Genomic DNA, 23,087 nt, shown 5'->3' on the forward strand with positions numbered 1-23,087 from the left:
CTGAGCTCGGAAGGACTAGCCACCACCGAAAGACCGGGTAGATCAACGAAGTTCTGCCCACAGCTAACGTCAGCTCGGTTCTTTGCCGCAGCTGTCGTTGTGCTTTATCACTACCACAAAGAGCTTTCGCCTCTGATGCCAGATGGTTCAGCGACGGTGTTCCGGAACCTTATTGATCGTGGCTTTGTGGGAGTCACGTTTTTCTTTGTACTGAGTGGCTACATTCTTTCGCTCAACTACCTCGATAAGTTCAAGTCCAAAGCTGTCAGCCTGTCGTCATTTTTCGTTGCGCGTTTTGCTAGGATCTATCCGCTGTACATCGCTTCGGTCATCTTCTGCATCCCATACGTTTTCACAAATCCCGCCCTTTCCCCTCACGGGCAGGATATTATCAACCTCCGTGCACACCCGTTTTCTGCTTCCCTGATGTATTTATTGGGAGCTGAGTCTCACTGGCCCGCCGAGGTCGGACGATTAACAGTTCTTCCATCGTGGTCAATCAGCACCGAGTTTTTTTTCTATCTACTCTTCCCTGCTTTTGCTTGGCTTGTGGCCCGGTTAACGCGTCGTCACGCTCAGGTTGGCCTTGTCCTCGTCGCTCTTTGGTCTCTGGCGATAGCTGTCGTTTTTCAGTTCGCTGCGCTTTCAAAAGTTCTCTTCTTCATCCCTCCCGAACGGGTCGCGGTGATCAACGATTTTGTGTTCCAAAAAATGTCCTCGGGAATCCATTCCAACTGGCCTCTATTTGCGATTGGGATGCTGACTTACAAAGGCTTTGAAGGGGAGCTGTCTCCTGTAATGCGAAAGTGGTTGCCCCGACTTCTACTTTTCTTCTGGATCACGACGCCGGTTTGGTACGCCTTACAGCCAAGGTTTATCTTCAGCGATATGTTCTTTATGACAAAGCTGTTTGATTCACTTCCTCTCTGCGTGCTCACGATCATGTGGTTGCATAAAGGTAGCGGAAGTTTGCACTCTTGGCTCGGGAACAAGACCCTCGTCCTGCTGGGAGAAATCAGTTTTGCCCTGTACTTAGTTCATTCGCCGGTACGGCTTGCGGGGAGGTTTTTCGTAGCCCAACGACTGGGGATTCAGGAGGCCTCTCCATTGTTTTACGTTCCCATGTGGGCCATCTCACTTCTGCTATCTTGGGTCGCCTGGAAGTACATCGAAGTACCTGCCCGCAGCGCGATCCTCGGGGCGTGGAAGCGAAAGCAAGCCGAGAGACAGCCCTCGACGGTATAATCGTAGTCTGCGTTGCCCATTCGTCTAATGGCAGGACGACGGTTTCTGGTACCGTTAATCGTGGTTCGAATCCACGATGGGCAGCCACTCTTTTTAGTTAGCAGATCGCATTTGTGAACAACCTGCTACGAAGTTCAGAACCAGTTATTCTTCCCATCGCCGCCCAACCCCTGAACCACGTTGAGCTGACCGTTGTGATAGTTGGTGTGGATCGCTACAAACTGGGCGACCCAATATGCTGGCTTCGGGCCAAAGAATGATTCTCGTGTCGAGAGCATGTCTTCCTCCGACATTCCTTCGACAACACTGCGAACTTCGGAGACGGATGACTTAAAGGCTTCCAAGGCATCGGCGTGAGTGAGCGACGCTGGTGCGACGATAAACTTGTTCTCGTCGTGATCCTGCGCACCAAAAAGCGCATTTGGGTCCTCGCCGCGAAGCTGACAAGCAATTCCTCGGTTCACAATCGTCACCTCGTGAACATAGTCAATCGGACGTCGAGCAGCTCCGCCCGGAGAGGTCATCACCTGCTGCTCCGAAAGCAATTCCAAATCCCGGGCGAAAAAGCCACCCATGGAGTCGAGAAGGTCTAAAGTGCACTGTTTGATCGATGCGGACATGCTGGGAAGGGTATCACATTCGTAGAGTCAATCAATGAAGATTAAGAAGCTGCTTGTCGCTAACCGGGGAGAAATCGCAGTTCGAGTGTTTCGAACTGCAAAAGCGATGGGAATTCCAACCGTCGCGGTGTACTCCGATGCCGACAAAGACGGCATTCATGTCAGCCTCGCCGACGAAGCCATCCACATCGGTGGCTCAGCACCTTCCGAAAGCTATCTTCGGATCGACGCGATTCTTGACGCATGTGCTCAAACCGGCGCCGACGCAGTTCACCCTGGCTACGGATTCCTCTCTGAGCGTGACGAATTCAGCGAGGCCTGCGAACGAGCCGGGATCAAGTTCTTAGGACCACCCGCCGAGGCAATGCGGCGGTTAGGCGGGAAAATCGAAGCAAAAACTCTTGCCGTCGAAAGTGAAGTGCCAATCACTCCCGGTTTCTTCGAACCAGGTGCAACCGACACCGCCCTACAAGCCGCCGCAGACAAGATTGGCTACCCCGTTATGCTAAAGGCGTCGGCCGGTGGCGGAGGGCGTGGGATGCGAATCGTTCGGACTCCCGCTGAGTTCTCAGACGCGCTCGCTCTTGCCAAAGACGAAGCCGCCAAAGGCTTCGGCGACGATGCGATGATGGTCGAAAAACTCGTCGTCGATCCTCGGCATATCGAAGTTCAGTTCGTGGCCGATTCCCACGGTCAAGTAGCCTGCTTGTTCGAGCGAGAATGCTCGATCCAACGGCGGCACCAAAAGCTTGTCGAAGAGGCCCCCTCGGCACTTCCGCTCAATCCGCCGAAGAGTTTCGACTGGGATGCGATGCAGCAATCTGTACGGCGGCTGGCTCTCGCGGCTGGGTACGTTGGAGCGGGAACCGCGGAATTCATGGTGGACCGAGAGACCGGCGAGTTCTACTTCCTTGAAGTCAATGCCCGCCTCCAAGTCGAGCACCCAGTTACCGAAGCCATCACCGGTCTGGATCTCGTTGAACTTCAAATCAGAGTCGCACAAGGCGAGAAGCTGGATATCGATCCGCGACTTATCAACGGTGACCGAGCCGCATTGAATGGACACTCGATCGAAGTCCGCATCGTCGCCGAGGACCCCGCGGCTGGATTCATGCCGTCCATCGGCAAAATTATCGGCTGGGCTGAGCCGCGCCACCCAGGGATTCGGTTCGACACTGGCTTTGCCGCTGGAAAGGAAGTCTCTCGATTCTATGACTCGATGATCGCAAAGGTGATCGCCCACGGTCCAACCCGCGAAGCCGCTCGAAAGCGACTCATTGCCGCATTGCACGATTTCCATGTCCTCGGAGTCAAAACCAACGTCGGCTACCTCATCGACGTGCTGGAGCATCCGGGATTTTTAGCCGGCACAATCGACACCGGTTTCCTTGCCCGCGAGTTCGCTGACTGGACTCCCCCTGCCCCACCCTCCGAACTCGCCCTCATCGCCGAGAAAGCCACTGGGCAGGCTCAAACGAAAATTGAAGGAAATAGCGCCAAAGGCGCATGGGCTCAGGCGGACGGTTGGCGAGTTTTCGCGCTAAAGTAGAAGGATGCGGGTCATTGGTTGGGGACTTGGATGTGCTGTTCTGAGTGCCGGGCTGTGTCTTCCTCTGAGTGCTCAGACCACTAATCAAAAGCCATCTTCAAATTACACGGTTGACGTAGCTCCCATTATGAAGGCGAACTGCCTAAGCTGCCACACCGGAAAAGACTCGAGCGCGAACCTCGATCTCTCAAAGCCAGAGGTGGTGAAGGCCAAAGTCAATGTTATTCTTCAGCGCATGCGCGGTGAAGGCGGCAAGCCGCTAATGCCCTTGGGTTTCAAGGCAGTACCGAAGGAGAAAATCGCCAAAATAGAAGAGTGGGCCAATTTCGGCGCACCAATCGGAGGACCGAAGAAGCTGCATTGGGCATACGTACAACCGGTTCGCCCCACCTCCAAACTCAAGTCAAATTGGATCGCAAACCCGATTGACGCATTCGTTCTCGAACAGCTTAACGTTGCGAAGTTAACGCCTTCCAAGCCAGCTCCCAAGGAAACCCTTCTCCGGCGGGTCTACCTCGACCTAATTGGGATTCCGCCAACCGTAAAGCAGCTCGACGCTTTCCTCGGCGATACCCGCCCCGACGCTTACGAGCGAGTGGTAGATCAACTGCTGAAAAGCCCTCACTACGGCGAACGACAAGCCCGATTCTGGCTCGATTACGCCCGGTACGCCGACTCAAATGGTTATGAGAAGGACCTAACACGTCAAGCATTCCCGTTCCGAGATTGGGTGATCAATGCGTACAACCAAAATATGCCGTTCGATCAGTTCACCATCGAACAACTGGCGGGAGACATGCTCCCCAATCCCACCTTGCAGGAACGCATCGCAACAGGCTTTCATCGAAATTCGATGTTTAACGAAGAAGGTGGCGTCGACCCTGCCGAGTCACAATTCAACACAATCATTGACCGGGTTTCAACTACTGGCACCGTATGGCTGGGAACCACAATTGGGTGCGCGCGATGCCACGACCACAAGTACGATCCATTTAGCCAACGTGACTTCTACAAGTCGTATGCCATATTCGGAAACACGGATTACCGTGTAGAAGGCGATTATAAGAAGACCTTCTCCGAGCTTTGGCGAGAGCCAAACATCAAAGTCGTCACCCCGGAGGTGGAGAGTCAAAGGGCGAAACTTGAGGCGAACGTTCGATCTGCGGAGGCTGACCTGAAAGCTGCGATCAACGCCAATTCCACTCAGTTTGATCGGTGGAAAAAGGAGCTGGCAACTCCAAGCCTTGCCGAATTCCCACTTCAACGCTCGGTCACCGCTGCAAACGGCACCACTCTAAATGGACTCCCAAATGGCTTTGTCGTCGCTTCCGGCACAAACCCAAATCAGGAGAAATATGTTCTAGACTTTGGTGAGGTCCCAGCTGGCACGACCGCAATCCAGCTCGAGGTTGCTCCGATAAATGGGAAGGGAGTCGGTCGCTCCGGTAGCGACAACTTTGTTCTCACGGGAATTGAAGCTGAAGTGAGCGGATTAAAACAGAATTTTGACACTGCTCGCGCCGACTTCGTACAAGAGGGGCACAGCGCAGAAAGCACTGTCAACGGCAAAGGCTCGCCCGGATGGGCTGTCTATCCTCAGGGGAAAAAGGCCCATACCCTCGTCGCAAAATTTTCCAAACCACTGCCTCCGGGGGACCTAACTATCAGGCTAAAAATGGAGAGCGTTTATGCTGGCCACAACCTCAGCTCTTTCCGAATCGGGCTGATCAAATCGGCGTTTCCATTTGTTGGCCTAGCAAGCGAGGATTCGCTCACAAATCCCGAAGTCGCCCTGCGAGAGTTCGCAGCTGGATCGGCTGAAATGCAGGCACCGTACCAAAAACTGCAAACTGCAAAGCGAGCCATCTCAGACTTTGAATCGACGATCCCAAATGCGATGGTCATTGCGGAGAAGCCGGGGGTCAAGGAGCTTAAAGCACCTGTTCATCATCGCGGGGAGTATCTAAGCCCCGGCGAGATGGTCACAGCTGGTACGCCAACGATTCTTCCTCAACCCGCTCCCGGGACAAAACTGAACCGTTTGAACTATGCCAAGTGGCTCGTTTCATCTTCCAACCCCTTAACCGCAAGGGTTCAGATGAACCGAATCTGGGCGCAGTACTTCGGCAGGGGCATCGTTGCTACGGACGAAGACTTCGGGCTTCAAGGCTCGCTCCCGACTCACCCTCGACTGTTGGACTGGTTGGCGACGGAATTCATGGCAAAGAAGTGGGATATGAAGGCAATGCACCGCCTCATCGTCACGAGTTCCACCTATCGCCAATCCTCGGCCTCAAGTAAGCGGTTGCAGGAAAGGGATCCCGAGAACGTCTTGTTCGCTCGTGGCCCGAGGGTGCGAATGGACGCCGAAATGATCCGTGACAACGCTCTTGCCGCTAGCGGGATTCTCAACCCCAAAGTCGGTGGACCCAGTGTCATGCCATACCAACCCGAAGGAATCTGGGGGATGGTTTACACGAACGAAAACTGGCGAGTGGCTCAAAACGATGACCGAAATCGGCGAGGTTTGTACGTCTTCATTAAGCGTACTTCGCCCTATCCAAGTTTTATGGCGTTCGATGCCACTCCTCGGGAAGTGTGCGCAACCCGGCGTTCGAGGACAAATACCCCATTACAAGCGCTAACGTTGTTGAACGATCGCGCCTATCTCGAACCGGCTAGCGCACTCGGCGTGCGCATGGCGACAAACGGTGTGGCCTACGGATTCCGTTCTGCCACTGGTCGCAAGCCCTCCGCGGGTGAGTTGAATGTCCTCAACCGAGCCCTCAGCCGTTTCAAAACCAAGTATGGTTCGAAACCGGAGCTTGCCAAGGCGCTGGGTGGAAACCCGACCACGGCGGCGTACACGATGCTGGGAAACGTCATCCTGAACCTCGACGAGACGATCACAAAGGAGTAAACATGGACCAACGCGAATTCCTCGAAACCATCACCCGGCGCACCTTTTTCAAAAAGGTTGGCTATGGGCTGGGAAATGTCGCCTTGGCGACCATGCTTGCCGATCCTGCCTTCGCCGCCTTTGCCGATCAGCAAAAGGGGCGAAAAGATCCAATGTCGCCCAAACGACCCCATTTCAAGCCAAAAGCGAAGTCGATCATCTACCTGTTTATGGCCGGCGCACCATCTCAGCTTGATCTCTTTGACTACAAACCGGTCCTAAACAAATTCGACGGCGACTTCTGTCCTGACGAGTACATCAAGGGCGAGCGGTTCCCGTTCATCCGCGAGAAGCCACGGCTTCTTGGCTCACCTCACTCGTTTGCCCAGCACGGAAAGTCGGGACAGATGATGTCCACGATGCTCCCCCATCTTGCCGAAATAGCGGATGACATCAGCGTTATACGCACGATGCACACAGATCAGTTCAACCACGCTCCTGCGCAGTTGCTGATGAACACAGGTTTCCAAGTACCGGGAAGGCCCTCAATTGGATCCTGGCTGACGTATGGCCTCGGCTCGGAAAATGCGGACTTGCCTGGATTTGTCGTCCTTCTGAGCGGAATCAACAATCCCGACGGAGGAAAGTCGTGCTACGGCAGCGGATTCTTGCCTTCCGTCTATCAAGGTGTTGAGTTCCGTTCCTCAGGCGAACCAGTCCTCTTCGTGGACAATCCCGAAGGGGTCTCGTCGGAGATTCGCCGTGACTCGCTCGATGCAATTCGTGACCTCAATAGCTTGCGCTCCAAGGAGGTTCTGGATCCCGAGATTGAGACTCGAATTGCCCAGTACGAGCTTGCCTACCGAATGCAGACCAGCGTTCCTGATCTCATGGACATCAGCAAAGAGCCGAAGGCGATTCAGGAAGAGTATGGCGTCGAACCAGGCAAGCGATCCTTTGCCAACAACTGTCTGCTCGCCCGCAGAATGGTTGAGCGTGGTGTTCGTTGTATTCAGCTCTACCACCGAGGCTGGGATCACCACGGAGACAGCGAAGGTAACGACCTGAAGCACGGTCTTCCGGACATGTGCCGCCAGATCGATAAGGCTGCGGCGACCCTGATAAAAGATCTTAAGCGGCGCGGATTACTTGATGAAACCATCGTCGTCTGGGGTGGCGAATTTGGGCGAACACCGATGATCGAAGCTCGCGGCGGAGTCAAGTTCCCTGGGCGAGACCACCATCCGAAGGCGTACAGTATGTTTGTTGCCGGTGGCGGCTTCAAGTCTGGAGTGTCTTACGGCAAAACCGACGAACTTGGCTATAACCCCGTCGAGGACCCCGTTCACGTCCACGATCTAAACGCAACCCTTCTCCACCTCATGGGCCTAGAGCACACGCAGTTGACCTACAAGTACCAGGGCAGAAACTTCAGGCTCACGGATGTCAGTGGGGATGTTTTGACGAAACTAATCCGGTAGGGTCGCTCACGACCTTCGGACTTGATCTAAAGATGGAAGTTAAGTTTCGTTGGTGGCGGTGGAGCACCTTGCGGAGTCCATACATTTGGATATCATTTGCTCTCTATCTGGCATTTTCAACCTGGATTCTCCGTAGCCCTGAGATCAAGCAGTATTGGCTGTTTTCGGTGATCTTCCTCACTCCACTGATCGTCTTCGGTTTGCTGATCGTTCCGTTAGCCCTTCTCTTCATCAGTTTTGGGTTGCACTTCCTTGCTCAGGCAATCGTCGGCAGGTCGTGCAGTTTTGAATTAGTTCGGGTTGAAGTTCTCAGAGTGCCTGTCGCCGGAAGCCACCGAAGCTGGAGCAAGCTTGTGCCGAGTGGAGTCGGCGGTTTCCTTGGATACATTTCAATGTTGCCTAGGAGTTCGACTTCATACCAAATCAAGTATTGTTTGATTCAGGGGGCTGGCGTTTTAGCCACCTTGGGCCTGTTCGCGGTCGTTTACTGGGCCTCAGCTAGCGTCGAAGATAAAAACATCGTTAGCTGGCTAGCTATCTTTGCCCTTGCTCCCTTCTTGCGAGCATTGTTGCCTTACTCTGCGACTCATAGCAGTTCGAATTCTGCCTCCTATCGAATTGCGAGGCAAATGGTCGACGCTTGGTGTTCTGGCTATGACATTTCCAAGTGTCCCGACTGGATGTACGAGATTGCGCTTGAGCCGCAGGCAGGCGAGGCTAACCGAGTGTGGCTCGCACCTTGTTTTGCGAGCATTCTCTGTCGTCGGGAGCAATACGCAGAGGCAAGTAAGATCGCAAAAAATTTCGCGGACTCCGAATTGCAGTTTGATAAAGAACTACTGGCATTTCTTGACTTCATCCAAGGCGGATCGGAAACCGGCCTTCGACTCGCGACGGAGGACCACAACTCCGAATCAAGCCTCTATGGTCTGGTCAACAGAGCATTTCTTTCATTTCTTTCAGGCGATCGCACCGAAGCGCACTACCGACTTCGTGAACTGCAGAACGGCTACATCCGCTATCAGCTCGACTCGCTTGGGACTTTCGAGTGGGAGCTCGCGGTACTACAACGAGCACGGACGATCATGGATCTTCCAGCCCACAACGTCCATGCTCGGAACGGCGTGCTAGCTAGCAGAGAGGATGCTGGCCCCAAGGCGGATGCCTAGCTTCTCGCCGGCCTCCGTCCCGTTGAAGTTCTCATCTTCCAACTCAATACTCACCGCGCCTTGGTAACCCGACTTCTCCAAAGTGCTAAAGATCAGCGGCCAGTTGGACTCTCCGTAGCCAGGAATCGTGTAGCGCCACACCGCCGAGCCGAAGTCGTGGCTCTTTGCGCTGGTCGCCGGCTGCTCCCAGCCGTATTCCTGAAGAGCCTCGCGGTCAATGAAGCAGTCCTTCCCATGAACGTGATACACCCGATCGGCAAACTCAGCGAGGAATCGGTGGGGGTCAATTCCCATCCGAATCATGTGGCTCGGGTCGAAGTTGACTCCAATGCACTGCGGCGTTGCCGAGAGCACCTGGCGGTAACTCTCCGGAGTACAGCAAAGCGCCCCTGGCCCCGGCCATCCCTCAATCACGAGCTTTCCACCGTGCTCATCGAGAATCTTTCCGAGCGAGTTTAGTGCCGGGATCAGAAGCTCCAGATTCTCTTGCCGGGGCTTACCCGGGTCAGCGGGCAACATGACGGCAAAAAAATTCTTAGCCCCATGCCTGCAGCACTCGGCGATGTACTCGGCATTGGTGTCCAAAGTCTTTTGCAGATCGGCTGGCGTAGTTGCCATCAATCCTTGCCAAGCCTGAAGATCGATGGACCCGATTCGGAATCCCTCCCCAATTACCTGCGATAGGTGCGGCCGTGCATCACCACCAAGATCCACAACTGCTAGATTCTCACTCTTCGCAAAGGCAAGCATCCCCGAGAGATCTTTGAACCACTCAGTCCAGCCTTGTCGAAAGCCGATAGGAAATCCGCCGGTGCGCGTAGTGAGCATAAGCGGATAATTTACCTACTTTGGCTCCACAAAACGAGCGTTCTTAATGATTGGCGGCTTCACCGGGCGATCATCTTTCGGCCCGATTTCAACCGCTGCGATCTTCTTCAAAACGTCTTGCCCTCGGACCGTCTCCGCAAATGTCGTGTAGCGACCGTCTAGGTGCGCCGTGTTCTCACGCGTGAGCGCGAAGTAGAACTGAGCACTGCCAGTGTTCGGGTCGGTCGAGCGAGCCATTCCCACAACTCCAAAATCGTGCTTCAGGGAAGATTTCTCCAACGGAATGCTGTAACCAGGAGAACCCATTCCCGTTCCCGTCGGGTCGCCACCTTGGGCAACGAACATTCCGCCATTACGACCCTTCTGGACGATTCGATGGAAGATCACATCTCGATAGAAGCCGCCGCCAACCAATCCGACGAAGTTGAAAACCGTGTTTGGCGCCACGTCTGGGCGCATCTTCATCTCGATCTCACCTTCGGTGGTGTCCAGCACAACGTTTTGGTTCGACCAAGCGCGAACTCCCGCGTAAATATCGTCCTCATCCGGATCCCACTTCGGGTTCTTCGTCGCAGGATCGAGTGTTGCCACTGGCGGATTTGTCATCGGTTGCAGCACCAGCGGACTTCCCTTCGGCTTGCCGTCCGCCGTCAGCTGAGCGAAGAGCACCTTACGTCGCTTATCCTTAAACAAGCTCGGCAACACCTTACCGAGATCATTTTTTCCTCGCTTAGCTGCCCCTTCTTCAAGCACCTTGTTATCGGCGGGATCAAGAAGCTGAATCGTCAACTTTCCTTTTGCATCCGCGTTCACCGGGAACGGACGGTCGATTCCGTTATAGACAAACTCCGCGACCAGAGCTGGACGAGCGGCGAGAGCTACTGCGGTAGCAAGAATGGCAAGGCTCATAGAAAAATACGTTACCCGGCAACCGCCGGGCAACGTATTCGCACCCCGCTACAAGATCAGTCCAGCTCTTGCCAGCTATCCTTCACGGTGTCCTTCGCACGGCGGCGCACCTGCCCGTACGAACGACCACCCTCGGAGACGTTTGCTTGAGCACGCGGCACCGACTGAGGTGCGTGATTGAACTGCGCCGAGCGAGCCATCTCTGCCCGGGCAAGGCCAACCAAGCCAGCTTTATCGCCCTTCTTTTCGACAATCGACTTATCCCACAGATACAGAATCGGCGAGGCGTTGTAGATGGAAGAGTAGGTTCCCGAGACTATTCCGATGAGCATCGTCACAACGAAGAATTTGAGGTCCGGCGTTGGAGTTCCGAAGAGCACCAAGATCAAGAGCGTCACGATAACCGTTCCCGAAGTGTTGATCGAACGCGAGAACGTCTGGGTGATCGAACGGTTCATCAGGTGAGCGATGTCCTCGCCCGCCTCTTGGTGCCGCAGATTCTCACGGATTCGGTCGAACACGATGATCGTGTCGTGAACCGAGAATCCGATGATCGTCAGCATCGCCGTAAGGAACAGCGACGAGATATCCCACTTGAAGAAGTAGCCGAACAGAGCCGCCATGAAGACCACAACCAGAATGTCGTGGAACAGCGCGCCGATGGCCGAAAGACCAAACTTGAGACCTTCCTTAAATCCGCCAACCGAGAAGCCGAAGCGCAGCGCAAGGTAAGCAATGATGAGCAGAATCGAAATTCCTACACCGGTTGCCGCGCCGACTTGAACTTCCTTCTGAAGTGTTGGTCCAACCGTCGTGCTTCCTGCATCTGTCGCGTTCTGGAGGCCAGAAGCGGCAAGAACCGCCTGGGTTCGCTTGCCTGGATCCTTTTCGCCCTTAAAGGCGTCGTCAGGCACCGAGATGATCGCGAGCTTGTTGCCGTCTTTGGCTTCGCCAAACTTGACGGTTGATCCCTTAAAGCCAGCTTTCTCGAGTCCTTCGCTGATCGAAGCCGTCGTGTTGTCACCCTTGAAGAGGAACTGCGCCTCGGTTCCACCTTGGAGCTCAACATTAAATTTGAACCCGCCAAGCGGTACGAACACAAGGCCAATCACGACCGTCGCCGCAGAGATTGCAAACCACTTCTTCCACTTCTGGAGAATCGGCAGAATCTCGTGACCAAGCGTGTACTTCTTGAACCAGTCCCGCTCGATTGCGTACCACTTCAGATCCTTTCCGATTCCCGAACCAACCAGGAAGATGAGCAAGGAGCGCGTAACGGTAACCGCGGTGAACAGCGAGATCGCGACACCAATGATCAGCGTCGTTGCGAAGCCTTTGACGGGTCCGGTTCCAATGTTGGCGAGAACCAACGAAGTCAGGATCGTACAAGCGTTCGAATCAATGATCGCCGGCAGAGCGCGCTTGAAGCCAATCTCCATCGCCGACATCAACGGTCGGCCGTTTCGCATTTCTTCTTTGAAACGCTCAAAGACAAGAATGTTGGCGTCGACCGCCATACCGACTGAGAGGATAAATCCTGCAATCGCGGCAAGCGAGAAGGTAGCCCCGATGAACTTCAGCGCCGTGAGTGTGAAGAGCGTGTAGAGACACAACGCACACAGGGCTACCACGCCAGGAAAGGCGTAGTAGCCGATTAAGTAAATACTGATGACCGCAAAGGCGATGGCACCTGCGGTGACCATCTTGCCGTAGGCGGCGTCGCCAATTGTCGGGCTAACTGCCGAGGAACTGAGCTCTTCAAGCTCCGCCGGAAGCGATCCGCCGTTCAGCAAGGCAACGAGCGAGGTGACGTACTTCGTCGAAAACTCGCCGCTGATGAAGGCGTTGTTGCTAATCCGAGCATCCTTCATAACCGGCGAAACGCTGAGGACTCGGCCGTCCATAACGAAGGCGATCGGCTCTTCTTTGCCGAAGTAGCGGTCCATCCATTGCGACATCTTTCGGGTGCCGTCGTTATTGAACTCCATTGCTGGTTGGTAGGAGTTTTGCCCGGCAGGCTGGGCCGTAGCTGCAGCGAGGTCTGTTCCAGCGAGGATGAGGAACCAGCCATCAATGACCTGTTTGTACTCAGGAGTTCCTGGCTCAATCCGCTTTCCGTCAGACCGCCGAAGAAACTTAACGACCGGGGTGTTAGGGTCCTCCGATCGGACCTCATCATAGATTCGACTTTGGTTCTGAGCCGAGTTGAGGTTCCTTGCATGATACAGCTCAATCCGCGCACTGGAGCCGATAACTCGACGAGCCTCGTTAATGTCGCTAATTCCTGGGAGTTCGACGACGACTTGGTCGTCGCCTTTCGCAGCAACCACCGGTTCAGCCGCCATTCCGCTTGCGCGGTTCAGCAGAACCGAGATGATCTGCGAGCGGGCCTTCGGCATGGCAATCTTGCCTTGTTGATCTTTCCGGAGCTTGACTTGGTAGGTAAGGCGCGTTCCTCCCTTGATGTCGAGGCCGTAAATGGTCTTAAACTTGGTGAATCCCACGGCGGCCAATGCGCCCATGGCAATCACGAAAAGAAGGAAATAATAGCTACGTCGCTGCAAAACTAGGGTCGCCTCCAGGCGGTTTTGAACTTGAGAGTCTACCCCGGATGCCTGGCAGGGTGTCGGAGAAGCCGCCACCCTGCGGTTGCGAAACTACCGGACTTCTAGCACCGGAGCCCCGAGGACGTCCATCTTCGGCTCGATTCCAAGCCCCGGAGCCGTCGAAGCCCGCATCTTTCCGTTATCCCGTTGTGGAGCACCATTGGCTGTACTCACGGTGACGTAGCTGTTGAAATCTGTCGAAGTGAACCGGCTCTCATGCGGGCAACTATGCGCCAGATGCGCGATCGCTGCGGTGACAATATCGCCGCCCCAGCTATCTTCGATTGTGAGCGCGATGCCAAGGGTGACGCACATATCTCGCACTTGGCGCGCCTTCGTGATTCCGCCGAGCTTACTGATCTTGATGTTCACAACGTCCATCGCCAGGTCGCGCTGGGCATGAAGCAGCATTTCAAGCGAGTTGATGTTCTCGTCCAGAACGAACGGATGGTTCGTATGCCGCCGTACTGATAGACACTCTTCATACGAGCGGCAAGGCTGCTCGATGTAGACATCAACATCCTTAACCGCAAGAACCACGCGCATGGCCTCATGCTGAGTCCAGCCGGTATTAGCATCAGCCACCAAACGGTCGCCCGGTAGAAGTTCCGCCGCGACGGCTTTGATCCGGGCAATGTCGACGTCGGGATCACCGCCGACTTTAAGCTGGAACCGGCGATAGCCTTCGGCCCGATACTTGGCCACTTTAGATGCCATTTCCTCTGGAGACTCCTGCGAAATCGCTCGGTAGAGGGTGATGTCATCACCCGATCGGCCACCGAGCAGGGTGCAAACCGGAAGACCTGCCGTCTTACCAAGGATGTCCCAGCAAGCCATGTCGATTCCAGACTTCACGTAAGGGTGACCCTGGAGTGCCGCGTCCATTCGGTCATTCAGAACCCCAATCTCGCAAGCGTCGTATCCGATAAGGTGTGGTCCAAGCTCCTTGATGCCCGCCCGAACTCCAGCCGCGTAGGCCGGAAGATAAAATGGCCCTAGCGGACAAACCTCGCCCCACCCGGTGACGCCTTCATCCGTCTCGACTTCGACGATTGTGCTGTCGAAGACGGAGACCGACTTTCCGCCTGACCATTTATAAGTCCCTTCAAACAGCGGAAGATCTACTTGATAACCCCGAATCGCCTTGATTCCCATAGTTGGCGTAGTTTAGCCGATGGTTGGGAACAGCGACCCCGATTGACTCCCCTTTTCCAGATGAGTCGCTACGGAACGATCTGGGAAACTTCATAGCGTTGGATGCTTCGGGAGCAAAAGGGAGCTTTGGCCATTTTGAATTACAATGGTTGGAGATGAATGTACCGCCGAGTTATCAGATGCCTCCGCCGAGCGATGCTCCGGCTCCGCCGCAGAAGAGCGGGGTGCCGGGGTGGGCTAAGTGGGCGATTGGATGCGGAGCGATGGTGATGTGCTGTTGCCCGGTTGGGGGCGGGATTCTGTTTCCGGTGTTTGCCCAGGCGAAAGTTGCCGCGCAGACGACAACATCGCTGGCTCATCTCCGCGATCTGAGTTCGGCGATGCACGAGTATGCGACGGATAACGATGATCGAACCTGCCCGATTGAGGGTTGGAACGCGAATGTTTCGGGATACGGTGATGCTTTCTCGTTGGCTGATCCTCTTGTGAAAGACCAGCTCGGCTACGGCCTGAATCCGGGGGTTTGTTCGATCAGTGAATCGGCGATTGAGGATATGTCGAAGGTGATCCAGTTTGGAACTAGCACCCAGGAAGGTCCCGATACAGTTCTCACACCAGAGACTCTTCGTAAGGTCAGCCGACCGCCCTTCCGGACGCTATGGGTGACGGTTGATGGACAGGCGAAGAAAGCGTTGATCGACGAGGCCCAGAGGTTGCAGTGGAAGCCGGTTCAAAAGAAAAAGTAAAGCCCACGAATCCCGTTTGGGAGTTCGTCAAAGGTGGCGTGAAAGGGTTCGTGATTATGTTTGTCGTAGTTTTTCCATTCTCCTGTGCGTATGGTTTTTGGCAAGCATCCGGAAGGCAAAAATACATCAATCAGACCGCAGCTCACGCAAATTTGCTTGCTCAGTCGTGGTTGCTTTATGCAGCTGATTCCGATCAGCGGACGTGCTTAAGCGAAAACTGGAATGCCGCACTCGCTGGCTATTACAAAGACGCCAGGGTTCTAGAGGACGCGAACATCGAAACCGGAGAGCGGCGCGGAATCGGTCTTAACCCCGGTTTTGCAGGGAAAAGCATGAGTACCCTCCCAGAAACGCGACGGAGTTTGGTCTTTGCGCTTACTACGAATCTTGGCAAAGATGCCCTGGTTAGTAAGAGTACGTTGCGAAGCTATTCTGACGTGATTGACGTCATCGTCGTTGCAACTGGGGACGGAAAGTCTTACAAGATCCGATTTTCGAAGTTGCAGAGTCTGTTCTGGGAAGTTCCGGCAAGTAGCCCGGGTCACTGACGCGCCCGGTGCCGGACGGGGTCCGGCTTTCAGGAGGGTGCTGGACGGTAGTCTTTGGAACGATGGAGTTCGAGTTCTCACCTTGCCAACGGGAGGAATTTCCTCGGCTGACGGAAATGTTTGATGAAGTGGCGGCTTTTCAGGAGCGGATTTCGGAGCTGCAATCGATAAGCAGTGAGCCGGTTTTAGCGAGGACGTGATGGAGCCAGAGATTGAGATGATGCCGAAGAGACGGGTACCTTGGGTGGCGCTACTAGTCGTTGGTGTCCTGTTTTTTATGGCGGTCTCGATTCTCGGACCGCTCTTTGCTTCGGCTCGGGTTGCGGCGACGCGCGTGCACGCGATCTCGAATTTGAAGACTCTTGCCACCGGGTGGCACGTGTACGCCTCGGATTATGATGATCGAGGTTGTCCCACTACCGGTTGGAATACTCTCCTCATCACCCATCGCAAATCAGGAGTCCAGGAGGAGCATCTGATCGATCCAATGTTCGAGTGCCTTCCGACATATGACTGCACCGACAACCGAGCATTGGGCTTGAACAAGTCAGTAGGTGGGGTGGACGTGACTACCGTAGCAGATGCTGATAGATTAGTTATGTTCGCACAATCTAAAGTCGGCGGGCCAAACTTACTGGTTTCCGCAGAAACCGCGAGAGAAGGATTTATGGGTTTTGCGTTCGTCGACGGTCACGCTAAGATGAGAGGCAACTGGGGCGAGGTTCAAATAAGTTGGGAGCCTCGGGCAGAACCTAGTCGTTGACGGCGCGGGGGCGTCCGGATTCCAGGGGAGTTGCGGCATCTGCCACAATCTACGGGTGAGCAGCAACTACGGGATTACCCCTCAGGGAGAGAATTTTAGCGAGTGGTACAACGAGCTTGTCGTCAAGGCAGAGCTCGCGGATCACTCCGCCGTGCGCGGTTGTATGGTCATCAAGCCTCATGGATATGCCATTTGGGAGCTGATGCAGCGCGCGCTCGACGACATGTTCAAGGAGACTGGACACGTCAACGCCTACTTCCCGCTGCTCATCCCGAAGTCGTTTTTTGAGAAGGAGGCCGACCATGTGGACGGCTTTGCGAAAGAGTGCGCGGTTGTGACTCACCACCGGCTGAAGGCGAATCCGGACGGGAAGGGATTGATTCCGGACCCGGACGCGAAGTTGACGGAGGAGTACATTATTCGTCCGACTAGCGAGACGATTATTTGGAACACCTATAAGAACTGGATTCAGTCGTACCGCGATTTGCCGTTGCTGATTAACCAGTGGGCGAACGTGATGCGCTGGGAGATGCGGACGCGGATGTTCTTGCGCACGGCTGAGTTCCTTTGGCAGGAAGGTCACACGGCTCATGCGACATACGACGAGGCCGAACAGGAGGCTTTGACGATTTTGCACGAGTGCTACGCGAAGTTTGCTGAAGAGTGGATGGCGGTTCCGGTGGTGAAGGGGATTAAGAGCGAGGGCGAGAAGTTCGCGGGGGCGGATCACACCTATACGATTGAGGCGATGACGCAGGATCTCCGGGCGATTCAGGCGGGGACTTCGCACCACCTTGGCCAGTCATTTGCTAAGGCATTTGATGTGACTTTTCAGTCGGCGGAGGGCAAGTTGGAGCACGTTTACGCGACGTCGTGGGGGGTTTCGACGCGGTTGATCGGGACGCTGATCATGGCTCACTCGGACGATAAGGGGCTGGTTTGCCCGCCAAAGCTCGCACCGGTTCAGGTCGTTTTTATTCCGATGGGCCGAGGCGAGGTTTGGGATGTGACGGTTGCGAAGGCTAAAGCGCTGGCGGCTGAGCTGAAGGCACGGGGAGTTCGGGTTAAGGTTGACGACCGGACGAAGGAAGGTCCAGGCTTTAAGGCGAAGGATTGGGACCTGAAGGGGGCTTGCGTTCGAGTTGAAGTTGGTGGACGCGAGCTTGAGGCTGGGGAGTTGGGCGTTGCTCGGCGGGACTCGGAGGAGAAGCTGCTGGTTCCGGTTGACCAGATTGTTGATCGGTGCGTGAGCTTGCTGGACGAGATTCAGGCGAATCTGTACGCCAAGGCGCTGGCGTTCCGCGAGGCGAATACGGTTCGGGTGGATACCTGGGACGATTTCTTGGCGCGGTTTGAAGGCGAAGGGGGCGGTGGGTTTGTGCTGGCTCACTGGGACGGAACTCAGGAGACTGAGGACAAGATTAGTGAGGCGACAAAGGCGACGATTCGGTGTATTCCGCTCGTGCCGCTTGCGCCGGGTGACGATCAGCCGGGGGTTTGCGTGATGACGGGCAAGCCGAGTAAGCAGCGGGTTGTGTTTGCTAAAGCTTATTGAGCTGTCTGCTGTCTGCCTTTAGCCTTCAGCGGAAGTGTGGAATCGCCATAATCTTGCTGAGGGCTAACGGCTGACGGCCGAAAGCTTCCGGCCCATGGATGAATCCCAAAAGACCCGAGATGACGCGAATATCTGGCTAGCGCGGTTGTCTCCGTTGCTTTCGCCTAAGCCGGGGTTGAGTCAGGATGAGGTGGAGAAGAATATCAACACCTTGCGGTCGTTGCAAGGTGAGGCTTCGGATTTGCAGTATCGGCTCGGGTCTCTTTGGGAGCCGGGGGATGTGGAGTTGGCGAACACGTTTGGTAACGCTGTGACTCAGTTGCCTTCGATTGAATCGGATTTTCGGAGTCGGTTGGCTTCGCAGCGGTTTCCGGGGCCGAGGGTGGATTTGGAATCCATTCAGGAGCGGCTGGCGGAGCGCGAGGCTCAGCAGGAGCTGGGGATTCCGACTTCGGTCCACAATGCGCTCTCGTTGAGTATTCAAACTTCGCCACGGAACATCGCCGCGGCACTTGGACTGGGGGTCTTTGCCCTTGGATGGAATGCATTTACTTTGATGCACTGCATTCTGATGGTAGGAGGAATGTGGAGGGCCATGGGGCCAGTTGCACTTTTCATGCTGCTGTTCTACTCCATCTTCTTTGGGGTCGGATTTGCGATGATATGGGGAGTGATCGAGGCGCTTTCTGTTGAGGAGATTGAGCTGACGGGGCGGTCTTTGCTGATCAAGAAGTCGATCGGTAAGTGGGTTCGGACGAAGATGATCGATCTTGATCCGGAGTCTCGAGCCGTTGTAGGGATCGCGCAGGCGGGGGTTCGGATGAACAATGGTAACAACCGAGTTCCTCAGCGGGCCGTTTTGATGACAGACTCGAAGGGGAAGGAAGTTGTTTTTGCCGCTGGAGCAACCGAAGAACTCAGGACGCGGATTGCTCGTCAGGTGAACGAGTATTTAGGGGCGCGGGTTTAGGCGGAAAGTTGGAAGCAAGAAGTCGGAAGACTGGATTGGATGCAACCCGCTTGCGCTCTGCCCTTTTCCGCTTGACAACCCCATGACCAACGTCCTAGACTTGGGTCATGTTCAGGAAGTTGACTGCGGAGCAGTCGGAGGCTGTTGCGATCTTCCTGAGCTGGATCATTGCGGGGATGGCGTTTGCGATCCTGAGTGAAGGGATTAAGGCGCGATTATTCGACTTGCCGTTCGGCCTGAGTTGGGTTCCACCTGGTGTGGCTTTCGTCTGGACGTGGGTTCAATCGATGAGATCGAAACTCCGAGAAGACATGCTTTTCATGGTTGTCGTTGGAGCCATTTCTGGAACTTTCGGCAGTAAAGGGATTCTAGGTCTCGTCGCTTCGGTGATTGTGTTTCGGCAGCAAGTTTTCTTTATGTCCTTGACCATGGTGACGATGCTCATCGTAGGCTGTCTCATCGTCAAAAACTATGTGAAGGCCACTCCAGAATTTCTTCTAAGAAAGAAAGAGGCGGATGCACTAGCAAACAAATCCATCGAAGATTACGAGGCTGAGTACGCTGGTCTCTCAGAGCTAGAAACTCTTGATCTCAGAGAAAGGCGCATACTTCAGCCCCCCATAGCAGTTCGCTCGCCAGCCGAGTTAATGCTCCCCATTTTCAAGCAGTTCGCCTACGCATTTCTTTCCTTAGGGGCAGTTTTAGGGTGCATAACTACTTCGGCAGTTACCGAGAAGTTCAAACTTTGCGTGGTAGCCGCATTCGGCATCGCCATGATCGAGTGGCTACACAGATTTGGGATGCCAATGCTATCGAAGCGAATCCTCGACAGCACGATCGATTGGCAAAGGTTTGAGACAGAAACGCTGGAGGCGATACGCGAGCGGCGCGCTGAGCTTCTTCGGAAAGATACCTAAGCAGAAGCGGCTGGAAGTCAGCGTTTAGATTCGCGCAATGACTACGTCCTCGACTAGCCCGGCTGGTTGGGTTTGCCAGTCTTCGGTGGGGGTTAGGAACCTGGCAATCTCCACTCCTTGGGTGCTGGCGTTGCGGAGGGTTTTTAGTTGGAGTTGGGCGAGGGCGGGGCCGCCTCCGGAGAGCATGGCGAGGCGATCTTGGGTTTGGAGGAAGGCTTGGGCGGCGACGACTTGGGCGTCTTGCTCTAGCCAGGCTACAAACGCATCACCTTCTTCGGCGAGCATTTCGAGTTGAGTGGCGAAAGCGGGTGAGAGGTCGGGGACGAAGCGTCGGAGCATTGCGACGGCGTCGCCGAGTTCATCGTACGCCGAGTGCTTGAGGGACGCATTCGCAAAGGTTTGAGCCCAAGCGGCGGCTTTCGGAGAGAGGAATTGCTCGATCGGTTCGGAAAGCACGAGCGCGGATCCGGTTGGACGGACTTTGCGGAGCATTTTGGTTGCCGCATAGTCGGTCACGTAGGCTCCAGCTGAGAGGTGAGTTGCCGGACGGCGAAGAATCATCGCCTCGAAGCGGCTCTCGGCGAGGTAGTCGCGAAGCTCGAGTTCAACAGCGGCCCAGGTTGTCTGTGGCTCGGACGCGATGACCGAGATCCCAAACTCGGTGGTGTCGAATCCTAGCATCTTGATGCTTTTCTTGCCCTTAAATAGCTTTCGCTTAGGTTCCATTAGCGGGACGACGGCGCAGAGTTCGCCGCCTGAGAATCCGGTGACGATTACAGGCACAAAATCGCGACGATGCCGCTCGAATTCGAGCTGGACCAGCGGCCAAACTGACTGAGGGTCACTGCCTCGAGTCTTCTCGAACAGTCTTCGCCAATGGGGTTCTGTCGCAGCGTAGCCATCCCAACCTCGAACGATTCGGGTAGTGATCTTCTGAACCTGGGTTTCAGAACCTGGCTGGCGCGGAGTGATTACAGACATTGACTTGCGGAGCCTAGGTTGCAAAAGCCGTGCCAGGAAGGGCGGTTGACGCCGGAATTTTCGTGAGGTATTATCTATGGGTTCCGGGCTAATAGCTCAGTTGGTTAGAGCACACCCCTGATAAGGGTGAGGTCGCAGGTTCGAGTCCCGCTTGGCCCACCATTCCACCTCCCGGAACTTCTTTCCTTGGAAGTCAAACGATTGAGGATCTTTGCGCCCGTAGACTCACGGTAACATTCTGCGCAAGATGCACGAGATGCCTAGACGAGATTTTCTTGCCGCCGCTGGAGCCGCCGGAATTGCCGCAACCGGTCTTGCCACCCAGTCAACCCCGCGCCGTAAACCAGGTTCGAAGTCGGTTGCCAACCTCGCCGTAAAGCTTGATCGAGTTCGCGCTGCATTTATCGGAGTCGGAGCTCGGGGCTCTGGCCATCTCAGTCAGATGTGTCTGATCGACGGCGTCGATATCATTGCCGTCTGCGATAACCACTTGCCGACTTTGGAGCGGGCGATTAACAATGTGGTGAACCGCCACAAGCGACCAGCACCCGCGGCTTATGGTCGAGGTGATGATGATTACAAGCGAATGCTTGAGCGCAAGGATATTGATATTGTCATCATCGCTACTCCCTGGGATCTCCACGCGCCGATGGCACTGGCCGCGATGGAAGCAGGGAAACACGCCTTTGTCGAGGTTCCGGTGGCCGTGACGCTGGAGGACATGTGGAAGCTTGTGGACACCTCCGAGCGGACTCAAAAGATCTGTATGATGATGGAGAACGTTTGCTACGGACGCGAGGAGCTTCTTGTTTTGAACATGGCGCGTCACGGCGTTTTTGGTGACTTGTTGCATGGCGAGGCGTCGTACATTCACGACCTCCGAGGACAGATGTTTGAGGTGGAGCACGGGACGGGTTCTTGGCGAACCTACGAGTACGCGCAGCATAACGGGAACCTCTATCCCACCCACGGTTTAGGGCCGGTGGCGCAGTATATGGACGTTAACCGGGGCGATGCTTTCGACTATATGGTCTCGATCAGCTCGCCGGCGAAGATGCGAAACAACTACGCGAAAGAGAAGTTTCCGCCGGACCACAAGTGGAACAAGATGAACTTCGTTTGTGGCGATATCAATACGTCGATCATTAAGACGAAGCTTGGTAGAACGATCATGTTGCAATGGGACGAACAGTTGCCTCGGCCTTATTCGCGACACAACTTCTTGCAGGGCACTCTTGGTGCTTGGGGCGGATTTCCAGATCGGATGTCTCACGAAACCAACGAAGGTGGCCCAGACGAGTGGAAGTCCGGAAAGGACTTGGAGAAGTGGTACGAAAAGTACGAGCACCCTCTGTTCAAGCGCATGGGTGAGGAGTCGAAGAAGAATGGCGGCCACGGCGGAATGGACTTTATGATGCTGTGGCGCATCGTTTACTGTTTGCGAAACGGGATTCCGGTTGACCAGGATGTTTACGACGCGGTTGCTTGGTCGGCGCCGTTCCCATTGAGCGAGATGTCGGTGGCGAACCGCGGAAAGTCGATGGACTTCCCCGACTTCACTCGTGGAGAGTGGAAGACGAGGAAGCCCCTCGATAACATGTCGAACGCTTAGTTCTTGGTGAAGACGATTGACACCGAAGGGGTCTTCATCCCTTTCGGTGCTCCGCTCTTCGATGCCTGCTCTTGAGCTTGCTTTGATACGTCAAACGTGATGGTTTTTCCGTTCGAGCTCAGCGTTCCAACGAGAGTTTTTGGTCCCTTACTCGACTTGCTTCCCGTCATCGTCACTTGGTTACCTTTCATCGTCCAAGTGCCTTCTTCAGTCTGTGGCTTCTGAGCTCCGGGACCTCCGGTGGTCGTCATGGTGTACTTTCCACCCTTCATAAGGACCGCGTTCATCCGAATTCCGGAGACCATGCTCATGCCCATTGCCATCTGCTGATCCATCATCTTGACCTGTTCTGGAGTCATCTTCTTTCCTCCCGCTTCGGCAGCCTTTATTGCTGCAGCCTTGGCTTCCTTCATGTCCATGTTGATCTTGCCGGTCCATTTTCCGGTGATATCGGCGGCATATGCGCTAAGGGTGAGCGCGAGCGCGCTGACGGCGAGGACGGTTCGAGTGAATTTCATATCTTCCTGTGTTCCT

At 55.0% G+C, this 23,087-nt stretch carries 19 protein-coding genes and 2 tRNA genes; 14 read left to right on the plus strand and 7 right to left on the minus strand.

Annotation, left to right across the window (positions count from 1 at the left end):
- Complete coding sequence (locus WCK51_00110) at positions 1–1,245, plus strand: acyltransferase (GenBank protein ID MEI7575269.1); 1,245 nt, start codon at positions 1–3, stop codon at positions 1,243–1,245.
- Between the two features lie 13 nt (positions 1,246–1,258).
- Positions 1,259–1,332, plus strand: a tRNA-Gln gene (locus tag WCK51_00115).
- 47 nt (positions 1,333–1,379) lie between these two features.
- Here WCK51_00115 and WCK51_00120 read toward each other — a convergent pair.
- Positions 1,380–1,865, minus strand: coding sequence for a DinB family protein (locus tag WCK51_00120; GenBank protein MEI7575270.1), 486 nt, complete (start codon positions 1,863–1,865; stop codon positions 1,380–1,382).
- Between the two features lie 34 nt (positions 1,866–1,899).
- Here WCK51_00120 and WCK51_00125 point away from each other — a divergent pair, with 34 nt between their 5' ends.
- Genes WCK51_00125 through WCK51_00140 form a run of 4 tightly spaced genes read left to right on the plus strand, consistent with a single transcriptional unit; the run spans position 1,900 to position 8,963 of the window.
- A complete protein-coding gene (locus tag WCK51_00125; GenBank protein ID MEI7575271.1) occupies positions 1,900–3,414 on the plus strand; it encodes a biotin carboxylase N-terminal domain-containing protein in 1,515 nt (504 codons plus the stop codon).
- A gap of 4 nt (positions 3,415–3,418) precedes the next feature.
- Positions 3,419–6,334, plus strand: a complete 2,916-nt coding sequence (locus tag WCK51_00130; GenBank protein ID MEI7575272.1) for a DUF1549 and DUF1553 domain-containing protein — start codon at positions 3,419–3,421, stop codon at positions 6,332–6,334.
- A gap of 2 nt (positions 6,335–6,336) precedes the next feature.
- Positions 6,337–7,794 carry a DUF1501 domain-containing protein gene (locus WCK51_00135; GenBank protein MEI7575273.1) on the plus strand — a complete coding sequence of 486 codons (1,458 nt, stop codon included), beginning with the start codon at positions 6,337–6,339 and terminating at the stop codon, positions 7,792–7,794.
- A gap of 32 nt (positions 7,795–7,826) precedes the next feature.
- Positions 7,827–8,963, plus strand: a complete 1,137-nt coding sequence (locus WCK51_00140) for a hypothetical protein (protein ID MEI7575274.1) — start codon at positions 7,827–7,829, stop codon at positions 8,961–8,963.
- Here WCK51_00140 and WCK51_00145 read toward each other — a convergent pair.
- The 4 genes from WCK51_00145 to WCK51_00160 form a co-directional block, all read right to left on the minus strand.
- Positions 8,922–9,791, minus strand: a complete 870-nt coding sequence (locus WCK51_00145; protein MEI7575275.1) for a sugar phosphate isomerase/epimerase — start codon at positions 9,789–9,791, stop codon at positions 8,922–8,924. The two genes, WCK51_00140 and WCK51_00145, sit on opposite strands and share 42 nt — an antisense overlap.
- Before the next feature lie 15 nt (positions 9,792–9,806).
- Positions 9,807–10,700 (minus strand): peptidylprolyl isomerase, encoded by an 894-nt coding sequence (locus WCK51_00150; GenBank protein ID MEI7575276.1) that lies wholly within the window; start codon positions 10,698–10,700, stop codon positions 9,807–9,809.
- A 56-nt stretch (positions 10,701–10,756) separates the two neighbouring features.
- Complete coding sequence (gene secD / locus WCK51_00155) at positions 10,757–13,222, minus strand: protein translocase subunit SecD (protein MEI7575277.1); 2,466 nt, start codon at positions 13,220–13,222, stop codon at positions 10,757–10,759.
- A gap of 135 nt (positions 13,223–13,357) precedes the next feature.
- A complete protein-coding gene (locus WCK51_00160) occupies positions 13,358–14,461 on the minus strand; it encodes a cis-3-hydroxy-L-proline dehydratase (GenBank protein MEI7575278.1) in 1,104 nt (367 codons plus the stop codon).
- A 155-nt stretch (positions 14,462–14,616) separates the two neighbouring features.
- Here WCK51_00160 and WCK51_00165 point away from each other — a divergent pair, with 155 nt between their 5' ends.
- The 6 genes from WCK51_00165 (at position 14,617) to WCK51_00190 (ending at position 19,960) form a co-directional block, all read left to right on the plus strand.
- Positions 14,617–15,207, plus strand: a complete 591-nt coding sequence (locus tag WCK51_00165; GenBank protein ID MEI7575279.1) for a hypothetical protein — start codon at positions 14,617–14,619, stop codon at positions 15,205–15,207.
- Complete coding sequence (locus WCK51_00170) at positions 15,180–15,755, plus strand: hypothetical protein (protein MEI7575280.1); 576 nt, start codon at positions 15,180–15,182, stop codon at positions 15,753–15,755. The genes WCK51_00165 and WCK51_00170 overlap by 28 nt, the downstream gene beginning before the upstream one ends.
- A gap of 199 nt (positions 15,756–15,954) precedes the next feature.
- Complete coding sequence (locus tag WCK51_00175; protein MEI7575281.1) at positions 15,955–16,518, plus strand: hypothetical protein; 564 nt, start codon at positions 15,955–15,957, stop codon at positions 16,516–16,518.
- A 55-nt stretch (positions 16,519–16,573) separates the two neighbouring features.
- Entirely contained in the window at positions 16,574–18,073 is a 1,500-nt protein-coding gene (gene proS, locus WCK51_00180) for a proline--tRNA ligase (GenBank protein MEI7575282.1), read from the plus strand.
- Between the two features lie 94 nt (positions 18,074–18,167).
- A complete protein-coding gene (locus WCK51_00185; GenBank protein MEI7575283.1) occupies positions 18,168–19,043 on the plus strand; it encodes a hypothetical protein in 876 nt (291 codons plus the stop codon).
- Positions 19,044–19,150: 107 nt separating this feature from the next.
- Positions 19,151–19,960, plus strand: coding sequence for a hypothetical protein (locus WCK51_00190; protein MEI7575284.1), 810 nt, complete (start codon positions 19,151–19,153; stop codon positions 19,958–19,960).
- A gap of 24 nt (positions 19,961–19,984) precedes the next feature.
- On the opposite strand, the gene WCK51_00195 is transcribed toward WCK51_00190, so the two are convergent.
- Positions 19,985–20,941 (minus strand): hypothetical protein, encoded by a 957-nt coding sequence (locus WCK51_00195; protein MEI7575285.1) that lies wholly within the window; start codon positions 20,939–20,941, stop codon positions 19,985–19,987.
- 85 nt (positions 20,942–21,026) lie between these two features.
- Here WCK51_00195 and WCK51_00200 point away from each other — a divergent pair.
- Positions 21,027–21,103, plus strand: a tRNA-Ile gene (locus tag WCK51_00200).
- Between the two features lie 85 nt (positions 21,104–21,188).
- Positions 21,189–22,553 (plus strand): Gfo/Idh/MocA family oxidoreductase, encoded by a 1,365-nt coding sequence (locus WCK51_00205; protein ID MEI7575286.1) that lies wholly within the window; start codon positions 21,189–21,191, stop codon positions 22,551–22,553.
- Here the strand turns inward: WCK51_00205 and WCK51_00210 are convergent.
- Positions 22,550–23,071 carry a hypothetical protein gene (locus WCK51_00210; protein ID MEI7575287.1) on the minus strand — a complete coding sequence of 174 codons (522 nt, stop codon included), beginning with the start codon at positions 23,069–23,071 and terminating at the stop codon, positions 22,550–22,552. The genes WCK51_00205 and WCK51_00210 overlap by 4 nt on opposite strands.
- Between the last annotated feature and the right edge of the window lie 16 nt (positions 23,072–23,087).

It is taken from the genome of Armatimonadota bacterium (genome assembly GCA_037138755.1).
In the GTDB taxonomy this organism is placed as follows: Bacteria; Armatimonadota; Fimbriimonadia; order Fimbriimonadales; family Fimbriimonadaceae; genus Fimbriimonas.

Excerpts from the sequence above, each read along its gene's own strand:
- WCK51_00120 (MEI7575270.1), bottom strand. The coding sequence starts at position 1,865 with ATGTCCGCATCGATCAAACAGTGCACTTTAGACCTTCTCGACTCCATG.
- WCK51_00125 (MEI7575271.1), top strand. The coding sequence starts at position 1,900 with ATGAAGATTAAGAAGCTGCTTGTCGCTAACCGGGGAGAAATCGCAGTT.
- WCK51_00130 (MEI7575272.1), top strand. The coding sequence starts at position 3,419 with ATGCGGGTCATTGGTTGGGGACTTGGATGTGCTGTTCTGAGTGCCGGG.
- WCK51_00135 (MEI7575273.1), top strand. The coding sequence starts at position 6,337 with ATGGACCAACGCGAATTCCTCGAAACCATCACCCGGCGCACCTTTTTC.
- WCK51_00140 (MEI7575274.1), top strand. The coding sequence starts at position 7,827 with ATGGAAGTTAAGTTTCGTTGGTGGCGGTGGAGCACCTTGCGGAGTCCA.
- WCK51_00145 (MEI7575275.1), bottom strand. The coding sequence starts at position 9,791 with ATGCTCACTACGCGCACCGGCGGATTTCCTATCGGCTTTCGACAAGGC.
- WCK51_00150 (MEI7575276.1), bottom strand. The coding sequence starts at position 10,700 with ATGAGCCTTGCCATTCTTGCTACCGCAGTAGCTCTCGCCGCTCGTCCA.
- secD (MEI7575277.1), bottom strand. The coding sequence starts at position 13,222 with ATGGGCGCATTGGCCGCCGTGGGATTCACCAAGTTTAAGACCATTTAC.
- WCK51_00160 (MEI7575278.1), bottom strand. The coding sequence starts at position 14,461 with ATGGGAATCAAGGCGATTCGGGGTTATCAAGTAGATCTTCCGCTGTTT.
- WCK51_00165 (MEI7575279.1), top strand. The coding sequence starts at position 14,617 with ATGAATGTACCGCCGAGTTATCAGATGCCTCCGCCGAGCGATGCTCCG.
- WCK51_00175 (MEI7575281.1), top strand. The coding sequence starts at position 15,955 with ATGGAGCCAGAGATTGAGATGATGCCGAAGAGACGGGTACCTTGGGTG.
- WCK51_00185 (MEI7575283.1), top strand. The coding sequence starts at position 18,168 with ATGGATGAATCCCAAAAGACCCGAGATGACGCGAATATCTGGCTAGCG.
- WCK51_00190 (MEI7575284.1), top strand. The coding sequence starts at position 19,151 with ATGTTCAGGAAGTTGACTGCGGAGCAGTCGGAGGCTGTTGCGATCTTC.
- WCK51_00195 (MEI7575285.1), bottom strand. The coding sequence starts at position 20,941 with ATGTCTGTAATCACTCCGCGCCAGCCAGGTTCTGAAACCCAGGTTCAG.
- WCK51_00205 (MEI7575286.1), top strand. The coding sequence starts at position 21,189 with ATGCACGAGATGCCTAGACGAGATTTTCTTGCCGCCGCTGGAGCCGCC.
- WCK51_00210 (MEI7575287.1), bottom strand. The coding sequence starts at position 23,071 with ATGAAATTCACTCGAACCGTCCTCGCCGTCAGCGCGCTCGCGCTCACC.